The sequence below is a fragment of the Microcoleus sp. C2D2 genome (assembly GCF_036702495.1).
Taxonomy (GTDB): domain Bacteria; phylum Cyanobacteriota; class Cyanobacteriia; order Cyanobacteriales; family Microcoleaceae; genus Microcoleus.
Map to the genome: position 1 here is coordinate 1 of NZ_JAUBTO010000072.1, position 17072 is coordinate 17072.

Here is a 17072-nt window from a genome sequence, read left to right on the forward strand (position 1 = left end):
ATCGATTCCGGTTGCACCGTCCGCATTGTTGACTGTTGACTGTTGACTGTTGACTGTTGACTGTTGACTAATGACTGATGACTAATGACTAATGACTGATGACTAATGACTGTAGCGGTGTCTTTACCGATCGGCATATTGCAGCAAAGTGTCCACACTAGCATTGTGGTCTATGAAAGAAAACAAATGTTTGAAGACGAGTTTTCCCTCTGCATCCAAAACAAACTGAGCGGGCAAAGGAGCACCTAATGCCTGACCGACTTGATAAGCCCGAAACACTTTTACGCCGGGATCGGACAGCAGAGGCATTTTCAAGCCTAAATCTCTAACCACAATTTGGCTTTGGCGATCGTCGGTACTGGCAATCATCAATAATTCTATATTGCGATCGGCAAATTTTTCCCAGTTTTCATTCAAAGCTTTAATGTGAGGAAAACAGAAAGGGCAATATTGCTTTTCAGTAAAAATCCGCGTAAAAGCCAGAACTACCGGCTTATCGCCCCGATAATTCGACAGCCGCACCAATTTGCCATTATTAATATCCGGCAATTCAAAATCCGGCGTCATCTGTCCCAGCTTCAGAACATTACTTGCCGGAACAGGCAATAAATTTTGGAAAAACCGCTCATTTAACAAGCCGCTAAAATTAGTAGAAGTCAGCATATTTCCTAATTGGGTAATTGCTAAGTGCTAATTGGTAATTAAAAATCCGGTTAAATAAATGCCTCTGCGGGTACGGACACGGCAGCGCCGTGTCCCTACAAATATAATCTGCTTAAACTGCAGCAAAGAATACCTTAGACTTGACCGGATCGGGAGTCATAGTCTTGTCACCGGGCTGCCAGCCGGCGGGACAAACTTCATCGGGGTGAGACTGGACGTGTTGGATAGCTTGCAGAGTGCGGAGAGTTTCGTCCACGTTGCGGCCGAAGGCAAGATTGTTGATAGTAGAGTGTTGGATGATGCCTTCTTTGTCGATGATAAACAGACCTCTGAGGGCAATGCCTGCTTCTGGGTCGAGGACGTTGTAGTCAGAACTAATTGTTTTTTTGAGGTCAGCAACTAAGGGATAGTTAAGGTCGCCGACACCGCCTGATTTGCGGTCTGTTTGTATCCAAGCGAGGTGAGAGAATTCGCTGTCAACGGATACGCCGAGGATTTCGGTATCGATTTTCTTGAAGTCCTCGTAGCGATCGCTAAATGCTGTAATCTCAGTCGGGCACACAAAGGTGAAGTCCAAGGGGTAGAAGAACAAAACTACATACTTTTTGAGATGATAGTCGGACAGTTTAACTGTCTTGAATTCCTGATCCACTACGGCTGTTGCTGCGAAATCAGGTGCAGGTTGACCAACCCGGAGGCATTCACTGGTCATAGATTTTGTTTCCTTTTTTACGAACTGTTACAAATCTATCATACTCATCAAAAAATTGGGTAGAAACCCCGTCCTTTTAGGACGGCTTTGTGTTACAATATGATTGGTCAATGACCCACCCGCGACGATGGAGACATAAACCCTAACACCAAAGCTTGCAATGACTGCAACGGGGAAGAAAAATCGGTAGACCGGGAAAAGAGGACAGGGCAATGGGCAGTCCACCCCTAGAATCAAACAACAAAGATTTTTGTTGGTATTCGACACATAAAACCGCTTTCTCTTGCGGGGTTAGTCTGTGGAGCGAGCATAAGACCAAATCTCCTTGAGGGTGGAGGCAGTTGCATTCGAAGCAGAAAGGTTCAAGAAGTGATTCTTGGAATCACTGTGCCTTTAGGTCAGTGAGGATGTCAAAACGACTACAAGTATCTTCTTGACAAATCAAAAAAACACGCTCTCAATATTGAGAGCGCGGTTTTTTTAATTAAATAATGGCTCAGGCGGGATTTGAACCTGCGACCTTGGGCTTATGAGTCCCCTGCGCTAACCACTGCGCCACTGAGCCAAATCTACTTCACGATTTACTATCATAGCACGGTAGGACGAGCTATGTCTTCTTTTCAAACAACCGAATTTCTAATAACTTCTAGTAAAAGTTATGAGTTTTGGTAATCATTCAAAACCCATAACTTCCGACCAGTCGTTACCGAGAAGCGCTGGACGCATCGTCGGGCAGAAAAGCCATTGGATTGATAGCACCCTGTCCTGCGGGATGAATTTCAAAGTGCAAGTGCGGCCCGGTACTGAAGCCAGTGCTGCCCATTTCTGAAATCTGTTCCCCTTGAGCGACTCTCTGACCCTTTTGCACCAAAATCCGGCTGTTGTGGGCATAGACAGTCTCAGTGCCGTCTGGATGGGTAATTTCCACCAGATACCCGTAGCCGCCGTCATTCCACTGAGCATAGGTAACCACCCCGTCAGATGCTGCCACAATTGGCGTGCCGATCGGCCCTGCAATATCAATTCCCTTGTGCATCCGTCCCCAGCGCCAACCGTAGCCAGAAGTCAGAACGCCCTTAGACGGCCAAATAAACCCGTTAGCCGACTGTTGTTTGCCGCTAGGCAGATAAGTATCAGGGTTGGAAAGCGGAGGCAGTTCCGGAGAAACCATGCGTCCCAAAGACGGGTTGCTCAGGGGGTCGTAACCATCGGCTCCCAAAGGAGCAGTTGCCACCACAGGCTGCTCCTGAGTATTTGTCGGAGTCAGGTTTATCGGTTGCTGTTCCGCTGCGCGAGCTGGATCCAAACGCTCTTGCTGCTGCTTCTGAACCTGCTCGGACCAAGCTCTCGATGGCGGTCTGCTGATTTCATTCTGCACCGCCTCAGTATAGTCGGGGGTGTAGAGATAGGGATTGACACTTGGGAGCTCCTCAGACTGGTTGCTAGAGACTCTTGGCGCCTCCGGTCTGTCAGTTGGAGCCAGCGACACCGCATTCGCCCCGATCGAATTGCGCGAGGCACGATATTCTTCTCGCAGCCTGACCACTTCTGCCCTCAAGCGTTCGGAATAAGGGTTGAGAGCTTCTGCTGTGGGGAGAGCCTCCGAATTCGACTCTGGTAAAGCGCTAGTTGGATCGGCATTTAAACCCTGGGCGCTAGCATTTGGCACGAAGCTGACCGGCTGCGGGTATTCTCCCGTAGCGCTGGCGGTAGCAGTTTCACTGGCTGGCGAGGGCAGGGCACTGGTGTCAACTGCACCTGTAAATGTTGGTTCGCCGCTCAGATTCAGCTTCCCGGGGTCGCTAATGGTTTGGGAAACTTGAGTTAGCGGAATGCTGTTAACTTGGGGAACCATCGGCGCTGAAATATTGTTCAGACCTTCCAAGTTCGCCAGGGGAGAGACAACCGGGACTGTGGGCGCGGGTGCTGCAACGCCAGCACTGGCTATGGACGAGGTAGACGAGCTGGGGTTCAAAGATGCGGGAACCGAAGTCGCCGACCAGACAGATGTAGAGTTGGATGCCGAATAAGAGGCTGCCGCCTGCACCGCTGGATTATTTGACCCAACTTGGGGAATTTTCAGCCGTTGATTAACATTCAGCAAGTTAGGGTTGCCGAGCTTGTTGACGGAGATCAGCTCTTTGGGTGATACGCCGTGACCTTTGGCGATCGCATCTAGCGTATCTCCCGGACGCACCCTGTAGAGTACCTCAGCCGGCCGGCCGGTACTTCCCGCTGGGGGGACTAGCACAGCCGAGGGCAAACTGGGTGTTGCCAGAGACTGTTCAATTGACTCGAATGCTCGATCGGCCGATGCTGCTTGACCGACCCCGGCATTTGGAATTACAGGTGTGGTCCCGAGGTCGGGAATAGTTGTCTCTGTTGCAGAGCCGGGGGATGCCAGCGTCGGTGCTGACTCCGGCAAAGATGCCGCAGGTGTAGATAAATTTGCTCCCCCCTCAGACCCTAACAGGGTTCGACCCGATTCTGTGGTGCGGTTTTCCTGTTTTTTCAAACTGTCGATCGCCCCCTCTGCATTCGGGATGTCGATCGAACTTTGTTCCGGTACCGTCGTGACAAGCGGGGTCGCTGCGGTTGATGGCAGCGCTGTCATGGCAGCACTATCCAACGGCTCGGAGCCAGTCAGATTTAACTTTTCTTCGGGATTGACCGCCGCTGTCGGCTCTAGCTCCGCCACGGCGGTATCGGCGGCGTTCTGTTGTGGCGCGGCTCCCGGAGCCATAGGAACACTGAGTTCTTGGCCTACTTGGAGTAGGATATCGGGTTTGATGTCGTTGGCAGTTGCTAGTGCCAACGGTTCAACTTCATAATCCCGAGAAAGCTCCCAAAGGCTTTGCCCCTGCTGCACCTTAACCGCCACCGGGTCAGAATGTGAGCCGGGCTGTTGGGCCCTGGAATCATCAACTTGTGCGGAGGTAGCGGGCCCGTTGGCCGATACTGGCTGTACTTCAGCGGTGGATTCTGATGTCGGTGCGAGTTCAGACGCGCGAGCGCTGTCTCCATTTCTCGGTAGCAGGATGCCAGAAGCACCTACCGATATTGCCAGCCCGATCGTGGCGAGAGAGCGAACTCTGCCTGTGCTGAGCGTTGTCTGTTTGGACGGTTCCGCAGAACCGTCTCTGTCGATTTCACTAGCCTGAACAGGCTTAATTTGGGGATATGTTCGTTTCAAAAAAACGACCTCCTACTGAGAAGCGCTAACTGTCCTTGGAAACACTCAAGGGGATCGCATGACGCTGAATTTAAATCAACAAGCAAAAATATTCTGATTGTTGACAGCTATCATGCTTAGGCCAGATTACCTTGCTTTTTTAATTTAGACAAGCTCAAACCGTCAAAAATTTTGAAATTATCGGTCTAAGCTGCTGCAATTAACCCCAAAAGCCTTACACCGCAATAGCTGGAACGAATACATAAAATCTTCGTTTCCGTAAGGCTCTGAACACTTACCTATTATCCGACTGTATGCTAATTTCCGGACAGGCTACAACCGTATATTTACTAGATATAGTGTTCTGACCCAAGCTGGTGCTCGCTAACGCCCTAAATCGCTAACATCCTCTGTTTTTGTTGCTGAATCATCTTGCGAGTAATTTGGTGTTGCTGATAACAATCTGTTTTTGCATCAATAAAATATATTAATCTCGGCTATCGAGATTTTCACCGCTTTGATACAAATTTCTTATACTTAAATGGAGATTTGGCAGCCTCCGGCAGCTATTAAATATCTATATATTTATGTGTTGATAATGATCGATCCCAGCTCGCCCAACTGTCGTTTAGCCTCAAATAAACCTACAGCGGCACTGACGGAGAGGTTCAAACTCCTGACTCCAGGCTGGCTCATAGGAATAAAAACTGTGGCGTCGCAGGCATCTAAGACGAATTGGGGAATGCCTACAGTTTCCGAGCCAAACATCAGCCAGTCGCTGGGCTGAAATTGGAATTGCGCGTAACTGCATCGCCCGCCAGTGCTGAATCCGATCGCTCGTCCCCCGCGCTGCTGGCGACAAGCCAGAAAAGCCGCTAAGTCTTCGTGGCAGTGGAGATTGACGTAGGGCCAGTAATCTAAGCCGGCCCGTTTCAGGTAGCGATCGCTAATTTCAAACCCCAGCGGGCCCACTAAATGCAGTTCCGTGCCTGTAGCAGCGCAAGTGCGGGCGATATTGCCAGTATTCGGGGGGATTTGCGGGTGAATCAAGACAAGTTGGGGCATGAAGCTAATAAAAAGCAATAAGTACAGCTATTGGGAAATTTATAAAACTACCCACAAGTAGATATACCTTATAGCTTTTATTTATAACCTTTGTCGAGCTCCATTGATTAAATATTCTGATTTGTTTTTCGACCGCGCTCTGCAACTTTTGACCGAAAGCATCCAGGATACAAGCCCCCGGATTCATCCGTCCAGAAATAAAAAACCTGTATCCGATGAAAATTGCCCCCCGAATTTATCGGTGGGGTCAATGCTTCAATTCTTTAATCTAAAATCTAAAATCTACAATCGATTGACCGGGAGGTTCGGGCTATTTGTATTGGCTGAGTACGCATAGCCAGGGGGCTAGTGAAAGCCCCCGTTATCAGAAAAATGGGTCTAAAACCCCGTCATAAGCTTGACGGCTTTGGGTTAAGATAGAAAAGTCTACAGGCTCAAGACACGTTGAAACAGCGGGGCGTGAGAGCGCACCTAGACAGTTTGGATGGGCAATGCTTAACTGCAACCCTGAAGACAACAAGTATTGTACTTGCGGACAAAACAGAATAGTCGCCATAGGGCATTGGGAGACTCTAAACGGACGTGGAGCGACTGTAAGACTACTTCGGTAGCACGTTGCTGTGAAGCGTCAAGGAATCCTCGCTCCTTGAGGACGAGGAGGTATGTCAAAATAACGGCGGGTACTTCAGGCAACTAACTGGGCGCACAAGTTGTCTTCGAGCTCCCATTCTTGGTGAGCCATGCCATTAATCCCTTGCAGAATAATACTGCGGGTGTCCGAACCGCCCTCGTGCAGCTTCAACCACTGCTGGGCGGTGTTGCCTTCCCGGAGAATCTTTTTGAGCGGCGAGAGAAAGCAACTAAAGCCTCGTTTTTTGGCGCTCGGCCAGACTTCTCTGTAAATTTCCTCAATCCAATCTCGTGCCAGAATAGTTCTGCCGTCTTGCCAGTGGGTGAGTTCGGCATCCAAACTTTGCCCGGATGCAGCAATTTCGTTGGCGTCTGTGAGGGCAACTAAGTCTTCGTTGCGGGTGGCCGCCGGTAAGGTGCACAGTTCTAACGGGTCTAAGCTGGGGTCTTCCATCATCTGCCAAATGCGAGCTTCTAGTAAGGCAGTGATGGCCAACAAAGCCAGAGGATTGACTTCGAGGTCGCAAATTCTCAGTTCGAGGCGGTTGAGACAGTAGGGGCGGCGATCGCCATTGGGCCGCACTGCAGACCACAAATGGCGGACGTTTTGCATGGTGCCGAGTTCTAGCTGTTCTTCAGTCCACTGGATGTAATGTCTGTGACTTTCAAACAGGGGGACGATGGCGGGAGTTTTGGGAAACAAACCCCACCTAGTGGAATGATAGCCCGTGACTTCGCCGTCGAGGAAGGGGGAAGAGGCGCTCAAGGCAAGGTACAGCGGTGCTTCAACGCGGACGAGGCGGATGGCGCGCATCAGCAGTTCTGGTTGGGAGATGCCGATGTTGATGTGAATGCTGGCGGTGACGACTTTGGTGCCGTAGGTTTGCTCTATGTAGGTGTGGTAGGGGTTGTTGGGATCGGATCGGTAAAATCGATCGCTCCCCCCGAGAGACAAGGTACTTCCCGGCAGCAAGGTATAGTCGCCCAATTGTTTGAGATACTCGCGCAGCCGGACTCGCGGCTTGACTAAGGCGCACAGCAGGCGATCGTAGCTGCACAGCGGGGCGGTCGTGTACTCCACATTGCGGCTATCAGGCTCCCGCACAAATCCCTCTAGATCCGCAACTATGCGATCGGAGAGACCGACAACCTCACCTTGGGGAGTGCCGGTATACATTTCTACTTCAAAGCCTTTTGATAGCAGCACGTTTGTTCCTCAGCTAAGTTGAGTGCTAGTTTCTAGTATCCCAAAAATTGACCTGTTCATACTATCTTCCACGAGGCAGAGTTGAAATTTTTCGCGACTGGCACTGAAACCCGGTTTTTCGTCCCCAGCAAGTTTGAGCGTTTGTGTGTTAGTTGCGATCGGGCTGGCACAACAAATACTGCCATCGCCAAGAGTTTCCGAGGCGGTTTGAGGCTCAGAAAGGCTGTTTGTTCGATCGCGGGCGTGTTTTATATCGGCATTCGCGATCGCACCTATGGTGAAGAGAACCCACCCCTGCCTCAGACAGAACTTAGAAATCACTGCCTGCTGCCTTCCTTCTAGCTTCTTCCTACTCCCCTCTTGCTTCTTCCTTCGACAGATCTTTTCTGCCTTGAGGGGGATAGCCGCAGATATATCTTGGGTGCGATTCTAAAAGATCGCTCTGCAATATTTTTGAGCTATTATTAACCCCTGGAAATCCCTGTGAAAGAGCCAGAAAAAACCCCTCCCAGTTTTTGGAATATGCTAAGCAATTTAGCCTTAGTTCGGTTTTTGCTTTTATTTGCTTCAGGTTGGGCTGGACTGCAACTTTTAGCTTACTTTGAAACTGCCGTCGCGGTTTTCACGATTGCTGCACTCGTGGCTTTTTTGCTCAACTATCCGGTGCGAACTCTCCAGAGATTTTTACCGCGAAGTTTAGCTGTCGCCTTAGTTGTCTTGCTCACCATTTTAGTTTTTGGCGGTCTCACCGTCACCGTAGGCGTCACTCTTTTATCTCAAGGGCAGCAATTAATTGACAGCATGACTGAATTTGTGAATGCTCTAGCGCCTCTGTCCGAGCGCATCGAAGCATTCCTGCGGGCGAGAAACCTGCAAGTTAACCTGCGAGTTATTGAGGAACAACTGCGAAATCAAGCTTTGGCTGGAGTTGTTTCGAGTATTGCTTTTTTACAAGTATTTTTAACCAATTTATTGAATTTAATATTAATTATGGTGGTGGCTTCTTTCATGTTACTTGATGGAGAAAGGCTGTGGGTGTTGGTTCTAAAATTTATACCTCGACACCTGCACAGGCGTTTAAGTTTAACAATAGAGCGAAACTTTTTAGGATTTTTTCAGGCACAAATTCTCTTAATGTTATTTTTGACAACAGCAAGCTTTGTAATTTTCCTGCTGTTAGATGTGAGATTTCCTTTAATTTTAGCATTTATTATCGGATTGTTTGATTTAGTTCCGGGGATCGGAGCGACGCTGGGAATTAGCTTAGTGTGTTTTCTTGTATTGTCTCAAAATGTGTGGCTAGCTTTAAAAGTCTTGGCAGCTTGCATTGTTTTGCAGCAAATTCAAGACAACTATATTCATCCGAGACTCATGCAAAATTCCCTTAACCTCAATCCGGTAGTGGTGTTTTTTGCACTGTTAGTAGGCGCGAGAGCAGCAGGACTTTTAGGCATATTTCTCGCTATTCCGCTCGCGGGAGTGATAGTTAGCTGGTTTGAAATTGAAGAAATGCAAGCGGAAGCTTAATTGCTCCAGCCATCCTATTTTATATCAAATCCGGCTGAAAAACCAAGTTTTAAGCAGCAGACTAGAACCCGAATGCCTAGAACAACTCTCCTTTGCGTAACGCAAAACTAAAAGTAAAGAGAAAAAAGCAACGTAGGGTGCACCGCTCGTGCTAACCTTACTGCGTAAAGTCAATGAATAAATTGCAAGTCAGTAGGAAATCTGGCATTGCTGAATTAAGGGATGAAGCGGGTACAGGCATCTGGCAACAGTTTTCCCACTGCTTTTAGCCAAGTAATAATGGTTGTATGATGAACACGCAATGACCGCGCTCAATTGCTCGCATACCCATGCCATTGACATAGATTTTAAGACATTCACGTTTGAGTTTATCGCTATAGCCACGATTGGTTGTCGGTAGAGCAACTTTCACGGGGCGACCACAATTGCGGCAGAGGTAATGAAAGCTTGCCTCTTTTATGTCCATTATTGCTGGTTCTCGTCGAGCAAGCGGTCTGAAAATTCCATACTGATTAACCTCAATATCATCCTTTAATTATGCAACGCCGGAAATCTTTCTTCTTCTGATTCGGCAACATAAATGTAATCCCAGTCAAAGCGCAGAGCTTGAGCGTGGAGGCTGATGTCAAATCCGCAGTGAGTAACCATTTCTGTCGTAAAAGTTGCCATGATTAACTCCATATTCTTTTTGTAAGAAATATTAGGCTTTTTAACGTAATAGGCGCGTCTGGCAAAAAATATTCTCTCATCTTTCGGCACAATTATGCCATTAATTTTGTGTACGTGTTGAATCGGCTTGATATAGGTTTCAATAAACTGCGACTGATTTTTTTGCAGTCTCGCTAATCTTTCGTGTTGCAACCAGCTCATTTGAAACACAATTTTAATAAATTCAAAGCCCAAAATGTAGTTAAAAACATTATTGCGTTCTTCTGTACTCAAGACGAAGCGGAGTGCAGATTCTAAATATTGGTCAGTTTTCCGGCACGCTTGTTGAGCTGAGTGGATATAAAATTGTTTGATGTAGCTTCTTAAATCTGATTCGTTTAATTCTTTTTTGACTCGAAATCTGATTAAATACTGTTTGACTCGGTTTAGAGTATCTACATCTTCAAACATTTTTGAGACTAAACCGTCGGCTGTGTAATCATCTAAAAATTCTGCTTGCAAGTCGGGAGTAGATGCGCACAATATGTAGCAGAGGGACAAGACATAGCGCCGCTGGTTCCAAGGCAAGCTTTGGGCCCAATCTTTAACTTCTATAGGAAGTTTTTCGAGCACAATATCTGTGTGTCGGCGTTGAGCAAGGTCGGCATCTCTATTTTTTTCTGGAATCATTGCCTGAAACCTTTATCAGTAAGTAGACATATTACCATATCGCAGATGATGGGAGGGGGAAGCTGCGACGGAGGGTTACAAACTATTATATCTTATTTTCTTGCATCTATCTAAATATACATTTTTTTTGAAGGCGTGTGATCTGTCTCACACTTTTGCGAATTTTAAATCACAAATGCTAGCTCTTCGCATTACATTGTGGGGCGGCGAGTGTCACGCATAAAACTTATTGACTTCACCCGAGCAACAGCGGGTTTCGTTGATGATTAAGTGGGGTAATTCATAACTTTTTGTTAGTAAGTATTCCTGAGCTCAATCATGAACTCGACTACAAGTATTTTCCCTGACAATCATTGCCCAGACTTAACTTTTCGCGATCGCCTCGTGCAACCAGTGCCACAGTAACTGGATAGCATGGCAGTGGGAGATCCGCAAGTAGCTCGGGGGTGGTGCTAACTTATATCGGCACGGTGTCCTTTTGAGACAGATATCCAGTTATTGGGACACCATCTTTTCCACATACCGCATCTGTGCAACCTGAATCCTGTGTATGAGGAATTAAGGAGGTTGCGTTTTCCATCGCTCTCATTTTTGGCTGACCCCGCCTAAAAACGGATACAAGTTTCCAACAGGAGTAGTCAGCAACCCAAAATTTTCGACCCTAGTTCAAGCTCCCACATTTATCTGTGGAGTTAATTTAAAATCTAAAATCGACTGAGGTATGTGGGGAAGATGTAACACCGTACTGCTGATTGAGGGGTGTCATACCTCGATCCCCCATTGATATCAATTATTTACGGGGTGGGTCGCTCTGGTAGTTGCGAGATCGCTAATTTAAGGCATAATCGTTGATAATATAAGTGGATACATCTAGATAGGAGCGGGCATCCATCGTGGCGGTTAAGCCAAAAATAAGATCAAACGGTAGCAACAAAAACAATAATTATAAAAATAATTTAATAATATACTTTTGCTCAGGGAAATGAATATGTTCAACGCAACAGAACTGCTGATTGACGCTTGTGTAAATCTGCTGATTGAAGGCTACCGCCACACTTACGGGGGGTGCAAATCTGACTATGGGGAGATTATTGCTTGGGCGGCGAGCATGGCTTTAGAAAATATTGCTAATAGCGATGCTCTTTACCACAATGTCGAACACACTATTTTAGTGACTTTGGTAGGACAAGAAATTCTGCGTGGGAAGCACATCCGCGAAGGGGGTGTTTCCTGCGAAGATTGGCTGCATTTCCACATTGCTATGCTATGTCACGATATCGGGTATGTTAAAGGTGTTTGCCGGCAAGATAGAAAAGATTTGGGACTGTATGCGACGGGAATAGGCGACATGAAATTAACGCTGCCTCCGGGGGGGACTGATGCTAGTTTGACGCCTTATCATGTCGATCGGGGAAAAATGTTTATTGACGAGCGTTTTGGCGGTCACAAACTGATTGATGCTGAGCTGGTTAAGCATAATATTGAGTTGACTCGTTTCCCGGTTCCTGCGGATCGAGATTATCAAGATACTGTGAATTATCCGGGTTTAGTTCGCGCTGCTGATTTAATTGGTCAGTTGAGCGATCCGCGATATTTGCAAAAGATTGCCGCGCTGTTTTACGAGTTTGAGGAGACTGGGCAGAATCGGGTTTTGGGCTATCAGAACCCGGGGGACTTGCGGAAGGGGTATCCGAAGTTTTATTGGAATGTGGTTTATCGGTATGTGAAGGATGCGATCGGCTATTTGCAACTGACGCAGCAGGGAAAACAATTTGTTGCTAATCTGAGCGCAAATGTGTTCCGGGTGGAGCATTCTGAGGTGCGAGAGTCTGCGGTGGCTGTAGTTAGGTAGGGTTTGGGTAGATGTCGGGCGATCGCACGTGACGGATCAGATTATGTCCCCTGGATGGACCGTAATACAATTGGTTTGTAGCGAACACTTCAGTCCTCATAAAACTCGCTCGGACGGACGTCCTCATTACAAACCTATAGACGATTCAGCAATCCTGTTGATATTGCAGCGCTAAATCTTCGATGAGTTCCACCATTGCGCGAACCACAGGCATTTTAGTGAGAATTTCGATCCAATACCACTGTCCGTTAGGATTGAGTTCTATAAAGTAGAGGGTGTCATCCTCGTCGCTGATGATATCGAATGCACCCAAATTTAAACCTAACTCGTCAAGCATTTGATAAAGTTTGTTGAGGTAGTCGGTCGGCAATTTGTCGGGAACGTGAACGAGTTTATTCGGTTCAGTGACGCGCCAATCTAAAGTCACTTCTGCATCGTTGATATGTTTGGCATCAATCCGGCAGACAAAATCATGCTTACTGATTAATATAAGGCGATATTCTGCTTTCTTTTGAATTAGTTTTTGAATAAAAATAGGTGCTAATCTAATACTGTCTCGAAATGCTAAGAGTGTGTCTGCATCAATAGGGCGAGTATAGCGACTATACTGCTTTTCTCGAGAGCGAGCTGGGTAGTCGTCATGAGTGAATTTTTTTAGCGAGGGTATTACACTCATAATGCTACAACTTGTAAATTAATTTGTAGAGTAGAATAAAGTCGAATAAAGTCGGATAATGAAGTAAAATTTAACAAAGCTTCAATCGTTTTTGCATGGGAGACGAAAATAGTCTGATATCGAGGGTTATTATTTTATTATTGCAAGGTTGCGAGGAAAGCTGATGAACGTTCAAGAAGCACTGCCTTTTGCAGATGAAGTCGTCTTTGCGAAAACTGGCAAGCATTTAGATGATATGCAATTAGGGGTGATTGAGGGCGTTCTGAAGTGGCAAAAGTACGGAGATATTGCCTAAGGGCTGAACTGTACGGAGGGTTATGCTAAAGATGTGGGCTACGAGCTATGGGAGTTGTTCTCTGATGATTTCGGAGAAGATGTTAATAAATTAAACTTGCGATGGGTACTGATTGGCAAGTCAATGATTAGCAACGTTAGTGGTGGCGTCATTACTGGTTCTCATGTCGCTCATAATCATGTAATCGGCTCACTGAATGTCTGCACATCGCAGGAAGAGTCGCCTGAGTTTTTGCGGGGAAAGCAGCGGGCGAAAATGCACGCTATCCAATGCTTGCAAGCAGTAGGATTGAGCTATGAGCAAATCGCGAAATGCTTGGATATGACGCTAGAAGAGATTCGACAAGACGATTTGACAGAATAGAACATAGAGCAAAGGCTAATGGCTGAGGGATTCCCCGGCTCAAGCTTGGATAGAGCATCCGATATCCAGTTTTGGCAACTCGCCCACCCCGGAGAGTTGCAGAACAAACGATATAGCTGCCAATCCCAACATATCCAACCGATTTTCCCAATGGGTTAAAATAATAGGTAAGTCATTTTAAAAGAGATTGACCATGAGATTCATTAACCCCAAAACCGATTTTGCATTCAAAAAAATCTTCGGTTCCAATCAAAGCAAACCAATCTTAATCAGTTTTCTGAATGCCATGATTTATGATGGCAATCCCACCATCGCTGACTTAGAAATTATCGACCCGTATTTAGCATCAAGAGTACAGTATCTCAAAGACTCTTACCTGGATGTCAAAGCCAGGCTTGCAGGAGGCGCAACTGTAATTATCGAGATGCAAGTTTTAAATGTAGAATCTTTTGCGAAACGGGTGGTTTACAATACTGCGAAAACTTACTCGACACAACTGATTCGCGGTGAAGGTTACTTTAAGTTAAAACCTGTAATTGCTTTGACCATTACTGATTTTGAAATGTTTGACAATGACCGAGAAGTAATTTCTCACTTTGTGTTCAAGGAGAAAAAGCGTTTATTTGATTATGTCGATCCAGAGATAGAACTGATCTTTATCGAGTTGCCAAAATTCAATAAACAATTGGATGAATTAGAAACTTTGACTGACAAGTGGGTTTATTTTATGAAAAATGCTCCCAGTTTGGAAGTGGTACCGCAAACAATGGAAACAGTCTCGGAAATACAGCAAGCCTTTGCTATTGCTAATGAAACTAACTTGAATCCAGAAGAGTTGGCAGATTTAGAAGCACGCGAAAGGTATATTCTGGATCAGCAGGGAATTTTGCGAAAGGGAATTGAAGAAGGACTCGCACAAGGGCGAGAAGAAGGGCGAGAAGAAGGCCGAGAAGAAGGCCGAGAAGAAGGACTCGCCCTAGGAATGAGAGAAAAGGCTCTAGAAATTGCTAGGCAACTTCTCAATGTCCTTGACAATCAAACCATTAGTCAAACTACTGGTTTGAGCGTTGAAGATATCCAAAACTTGCGGGAGGAATGAAAGGAAGCGAAAAAGTGCGATCGCACAATTAGTGCACCTTTTCTCGTTACCAGGCTGAGCCTGGTAGCGCAGGTTTTTGAGGCTGTGGCTCTTTGATTGAGAATTACGCTACATATTGACTCTCATCCACTTAATTCTCAAGGATGAGTCTGCCCTCTCTCTAAAGGAAGATTTCATTAAACGAGTAAATTCCGTATGATGCTGTAAAAGTCAGTCAGAGGGGAAAGCTATCTCCGACTCTCGCTCTGAATAACTGACTAATCTTACTATATCCAAAAAGACATCTCATGACCCCAGTCACTCCCAATCAAACTTCCTCTCAATACGAAGTTAGCGAACCAGAAGAAAAAATTGACTCTCTGGTAGAAGAAGTTAAGCCAGAAAGCGAACTCGATTTAGAATTCCTCTACACCAGAGACATTGAATTCCGCCAAGAAACAATTTATTTCCTTGTAGTCGATCGCTTTTACGACGGCGACCCCGAAAATAGCGAAGGTCCAAACCCAGAACTTTACGATCCAGAAGGCAAAGATTGGGGCAAATATTGGGGCGGCGACTTGCAGGGAGTTATCGACAAACTCGACTACTTAAAAGATATGGGTGTTTCCGCAGTTTGGCTGACTCCACTGTTCGAGCAAGTTGAAGCATTATTTATCGAACAAGCAGCGATTCACGGCTACTGGATTAAAGATTTCAAGCGACTAAATCCCCGCTTTATTGCTAAAGGCGACAATCCTTCTATCAACCAAACACAAGAAAGTAAAGATACCGTATTTGACAAATTAGTATACGAGTTGCACCAGCGAAACATGAAACTCGTGCTCGATATTGTCTGCAATCACAGCAACCCTGATTTTAGTGGCAAAAAAGGGGAACTCTACGACGACGGCGTAAAAATAGCTGACTTTAACGACGATAAAGATAACTGGTATCACCACTACGGCGAAGTCCAAAACTGGGAAGATGAATGGCAAGTCCAAAACTGCGAACTGTCTGGTTTAGCAACTTTCAACGAAAACAATATTGCATACCGCAATTACATTAAGTCAGCAATTAAACAATGGCTGGACAGAGGTGTTGATGCTTTGCGGGTTGATACAGTCAAGCATATGCCTATTTGGTTTTGGCAGGAATTTAATGCTGACATTTCAACACACAGACCTGATGTTTTCATTTTTGGCGAATGGATTTACAGCGACCCTAGAAACGAGCGTTCTGTGGAATTTGTCAACGAGTCAGGGATGACTATTTTAGATTTTGGTCTGTGCGTGGCAATTCGAGAAGTATTGGGAAAGGGTGCTGAAGCGGGATTTAGCTTAGTCCAAGATGTACTGGATCTGGATTTCCACTACTACGGGGCGACGGAGTTGATTACTTTTATTGACAACCACGATATGCCGAGGTTTCAGTCGTTGAATCCCGATCCAGAAATGCTGCGGTTGGCGATAGGTTTAATTATGACGACTCGCGGCATTCCATGTATTTATTACGGCACTGAACAGTATCTGCATGATGATACAGAAGGGGGAAATGACCCTTACAACCGCCCGATGATGGAAAAGTGGGATACTGATTCGCCTATTTACCGAGATGTGCGGTTGCTGTCTGGATTGCGGCGGCTGAATCCAGCTATTTCGATGGGGAGTCAGTGGCAAAAATATCTAACTCCTGATGTTTATTGTTACGTGCGCCGCTATCGCGATTCTGTGGTGTTTGTAGCGCTGAATCGTGGCAATTCTGTTACTCTTGAAGAGGTTGATACTGAGCTGCCTGATGGAGAGCATACGGAGGTTTTATCGCGCCGCAAGTTTGAAGTTAAAGATGGGAAGCTGTACAATTTAGAGTTGGGTTCGCGGGAAGTAATGATTTTTAGCCGCGTCGGAGAGCGAGTTAAGGCAAAAACTATCGTGCGGGCGCAGCTTAACAACGTTAAAACTCAGCCTGGGGAAAGAATTGTGGTGATTGGGGATTGTCCGGAACTGGGGAATTGGGATATTGGTAAGGGTTTCCCGTTGGAGTATATCAATACTAATACTTGGTTTGGGGAGATTCCTTTTAATGAAAGTGCGGGGAAGTTGATTTCTTATAAGTATGCGCTGCTACGGGAAGGACAGTCGCCACTGCGAGAAAATCTGGTTTGTCGCCGCTGGGTTTTAGTTTCGGAAGGGACTGTGAAATGGCGGGATAAGTGGGTGAGTGGACGGGAGTCTTAATAGTTTTGATTTGTGAGTTTTGAGTGAGACTTTCCTAGGCGCATAAACCGGGTTTGATAAACGAAAATACTTCCTTAAGGCTTTCGATTATGTTTTAAAAACTCGGTTTATTTAGTAGGTGCTTAACTGCTGTGAGATTTAATTGGTAACTGCAACTCATAACTCATTACTTGGTAAATATGACTTAGGTAACAAATATTTTGGCTTTTTATGTATAGCAGTAAGGTGTGCATTGTGCATGATCCGGACGTGATTTATGG

General features: G+C 46.1%; 15 protein-coding genes and 1 tRNA gene. 8 read left to right on the plus strand and 8 right to left on the minus strand.

Annotated elements, in window-relative coordinates; genetic code table 11:
- Positions 1–123 precede the first annotated feature (123 nt).
- From QUB61_RS21845 to gshA, 6 genes are all read right to left on the minus strand, one after another.
- Complete coding sequence (locus QUB61_RS21845; protein WP_333133696.1) at positions 124–663, minus strand: redoxin domain-containing protein; 540 nt, start codon at positions 661–663, stop codon at positions 124–126.
- 112 nt (positions 664–775) lie between these two features.
- Complete coding sequence (locus tag QUB61_RS21850) at positions 776–1375, minus strand: peroxiredoxin (protein WP_333133697.1); 600 nt, start codon at positions 1373–1375, stop codon at positions 776–778.
- 492 nt (positions 1376–1867) lie between these two features.
- Positions 1868–1940, minus strand: a tRNA-Met gene (locus tag QUB61_RS21855).
- Positions 1941–2078: 138 nt separating this feature from the next.
- Positions 2079–4568: a peptidoglycan DD-metalloendopeptidase family protein gene (locus QUB61_RS21860; RefSeq protein WP_333133698.1), complete on the minus strand. Its 2490-nt coding sequence runs from the start codon at positions 4566–4568 to the stop codon at positions 2079–2081.
- A 564-nt stretch (positions 4569–5132) separates the two neighbouring features.
- On the minus strand, positions 5133–5612 hold the full coding sequence (locus QUB61_RS21865; protein WP_333133699.1) for a tRNA (cytidine(34)-2'-O)-methyltransferase: 480 nt from the start codon (positions 5610–5612) through the stop codon (positions 5133–5135).
- Positions 5613–6297: 685 nt separating this feature from the next.
- A complete protein-coding gene (gene gshA, locus QUB61_RS21870; RefSeq protein WP_333133700.1) occupies positions 6298–7449 on the minus strand; it encodes a glutamate--cysteine ligase in 1152 nt (383 codons plus the stop codon).
- Positions 7450–7530: 81 nt separating this feature from the next.
- Here gshA and QUB61_RS21875 point away from each other — a divergent pair, with 81 nt between their 5' ends.
- Both QUB61_RS21875 and QUB61_RS21880 read left to right on the plus strand, forming a co-directional pair.
- The gene (locus QUB61_RS21875) at positions 7531–7791 is read left to right on the plus strand and encodes a hypothetical protein (protein WP_333133701.1); all 261 of its coding nucleotides are present in this window, start codon (positions 7531–7533) and stop codon (positions 7789–7791) included.
- 141 nt (positions 7792–7932) lie between these two features.
- Positions 7933–8976, plus strand: coding sequence for an AI-2E family transporter (locus tag QUB61_RS21880; protein ID WP_333133702.1), 1044 nt, complete (start codon positions 7933–7935; stop codon positions 8974–8976).
- Positions 8977–9507: 531 nt separating this feature from the next.
- On the opposite strand, the gene QUB61_RS21890 is transcribed toward QUB61_RS21880, so the two are convergent.
- Positions 9508–10314: a cobyrinic acid a,c-diamide synthase gene (locus QUB61_RS21890; protein ID WP_333133703.1), complete on the minus strand. Its 807-nt coding sequence runs from the start codon at positions 10312–10314 to the stop codon at positions 9508–9510.
- 459 nt (positions 10315–10773) lie between these two features.
- Between QUB61_RS21890 and QUB61_RS21895 the strand changes: the two genes are divergently transcribed.
- On the plus strand, positions 10774–10923 hold the full coding sequence (locus QUB61_RS21895; protein WP_333133711.1) for a Mo-dependent nitrogenase C-terminal domain-containing protein: 150 nt from the start codon (positions 10774–10776) through the stop codon (positions 10921–10923).
- A 379-nt stretch (positions 10924–11302) separates the two neighbouring features.
- The gene (locus tag QUB61_RS21900) at positions 11303–12166 is read left to right on the plus strand and encodes an Npun_R2479 family HD domain-containing metalloprotein (RefSeq protein ID WP_333133704.1); all 864 of its coding nucleotides are present in this window, start codon (positions 11303–11305) and stop codon (positions 12164–12166) included.
- A gap of 145 nt (positions 12167–12311) precedes the next feature.
- Here QUB61_RS21900 and QUB61_RS21905 read toward each other — a convergent pair whose 3' ends face one another.
- Positions 12312–12842 (minus strand): hypothetical protein, encoded by a 531-nt coding sequence (locus QUB61_RS21905; RefSeq protein WP_333133705.1) that lies wholly within the window; start codon positions 12840–12842, stop codon positions 12312–12314.
- Positions 12843–13005: 163 nt separating this feature from the next.
- Here QUB61_RS21905 and QUB61_RS21910 point away from each other — a divergent pair, with 163 nt between their 5' ends.
- From QUB61_RS21910 to QUB61_RS21925, 4 genes are all read left to right on the plus strand, one after another.
- Complete coding sequence (locus tag QUB61_RS21910) at positions 13006–13137, plus strand: hypothetical protein (protein ID WP_333133706.1); 132 nt, start codon at positions 13006–13008, stop codon at positions 13135–13137.
- A 33-nt stretch (positions 13138–13170) separates the two neighbouring features.
- Positions 13171–13500: a hypothetical protein gene (locus QUB61_RS21915; RefSeq protein WP_333133707.1), complete on the plus strand. Its 330-nt coding sequence runs from the start codon at positions 13171–13173 to the stop codon at positions 13498–13500.
- Between the two features lie 193 nt (positions 13501–13693).
- Positions 13694–14599, plus strand: a complete 906-nt coding sequence (locus tag QUB61_RS21920) for an Rpn family recombination-promoting nuclease/putative transposase (RefSeq protein WP_333133708.1) — start codon at positions 13694–13696, stop codon at positions 14597–14599.
- A gap of 287 nt (positions 14600–14886) precedes the next feature.
- Positions 14887–16812 carry an alpha-amylase family glycosyl hydrolase gene (locus QUB61_RS21925; protein WP_333133709.1) on the plus strand — a complete coding sequence of 642 codons (1926 nt, stop codon included), beginning with the start codon at positions 14887–14889 and terminating at the stop codon, positions 16810–16812.
- Positions 16813–17072: the final 260 nt, after the last annotated feature.

Excerpts from the sequence above, each read along its gene's own strand:
- QUB61_RS21910 (WP_333133706.1), top strand. The coding sequence starts at position 13,006 with ATGAACGTTCAAGAAGCACTGCCTTTTGCAGATGAAGTCGTCTTTGCG.
- QUB61_RS21890 (WP_333133703.1), bottom strand. The coding sequence starts at position 10,314 with ATGATTCCAGAAAAAAATAGAGATGCCGACCTTGCTCAACGCCGACAC.
- QUB61_RS21925 (WP_333133709.1), top strand. The coding sequence starts at position 14,887 with ATGACCCCAGTCACTCCCAATCAAACTTCCTCTCAATACGAAGTTAGC.
- QUB61_RS21905 (WP_333133705.1), bottom strand. The coding sequence starts at position 12,842 with ATGAGTGTAATACCCTCGCTAAAAAAATTCACTCATGACGACTACCCA.
- QUB61_RS21850 (WP_333133697.1), bottom strand. The coding sequence starts at position 1,375 with ATGACCAGTGAATGCCTCCGGGTTGGTCAACCTGCACCTGATTTCGCA.
- QUB61_RS21920 (WP_333133708.1), top strand. The coding sequence starts at position 13,694 with ATGAGATTCATTAACCCCAAAACCGATTTTGCATTCAAAAAAATCTTC.
- QUB61_RS21845 (WP_333133696.1), bottom strand. The coding sequence starts at position 663 with ATGCTGACTTCTACTAATTTTAGCGGCTTGTTAAATGAGCGGTTTTTC.
- QUB61_RS21900 (WP_333133704.1), top strand. The coding sequence starts at position 11,303 with ATGTTCAACGCAACAGAACTGCTGATTGACGCTTGTGTAAATCTGCTG.
- QUB61_RS21865 (WP_333133699.1), bottom strand. The coding sequence starts at position 5,612 with ATGCCCCAACTTGTCTTGATTCACCCGCAAATCCCCCCGAATACTGGC.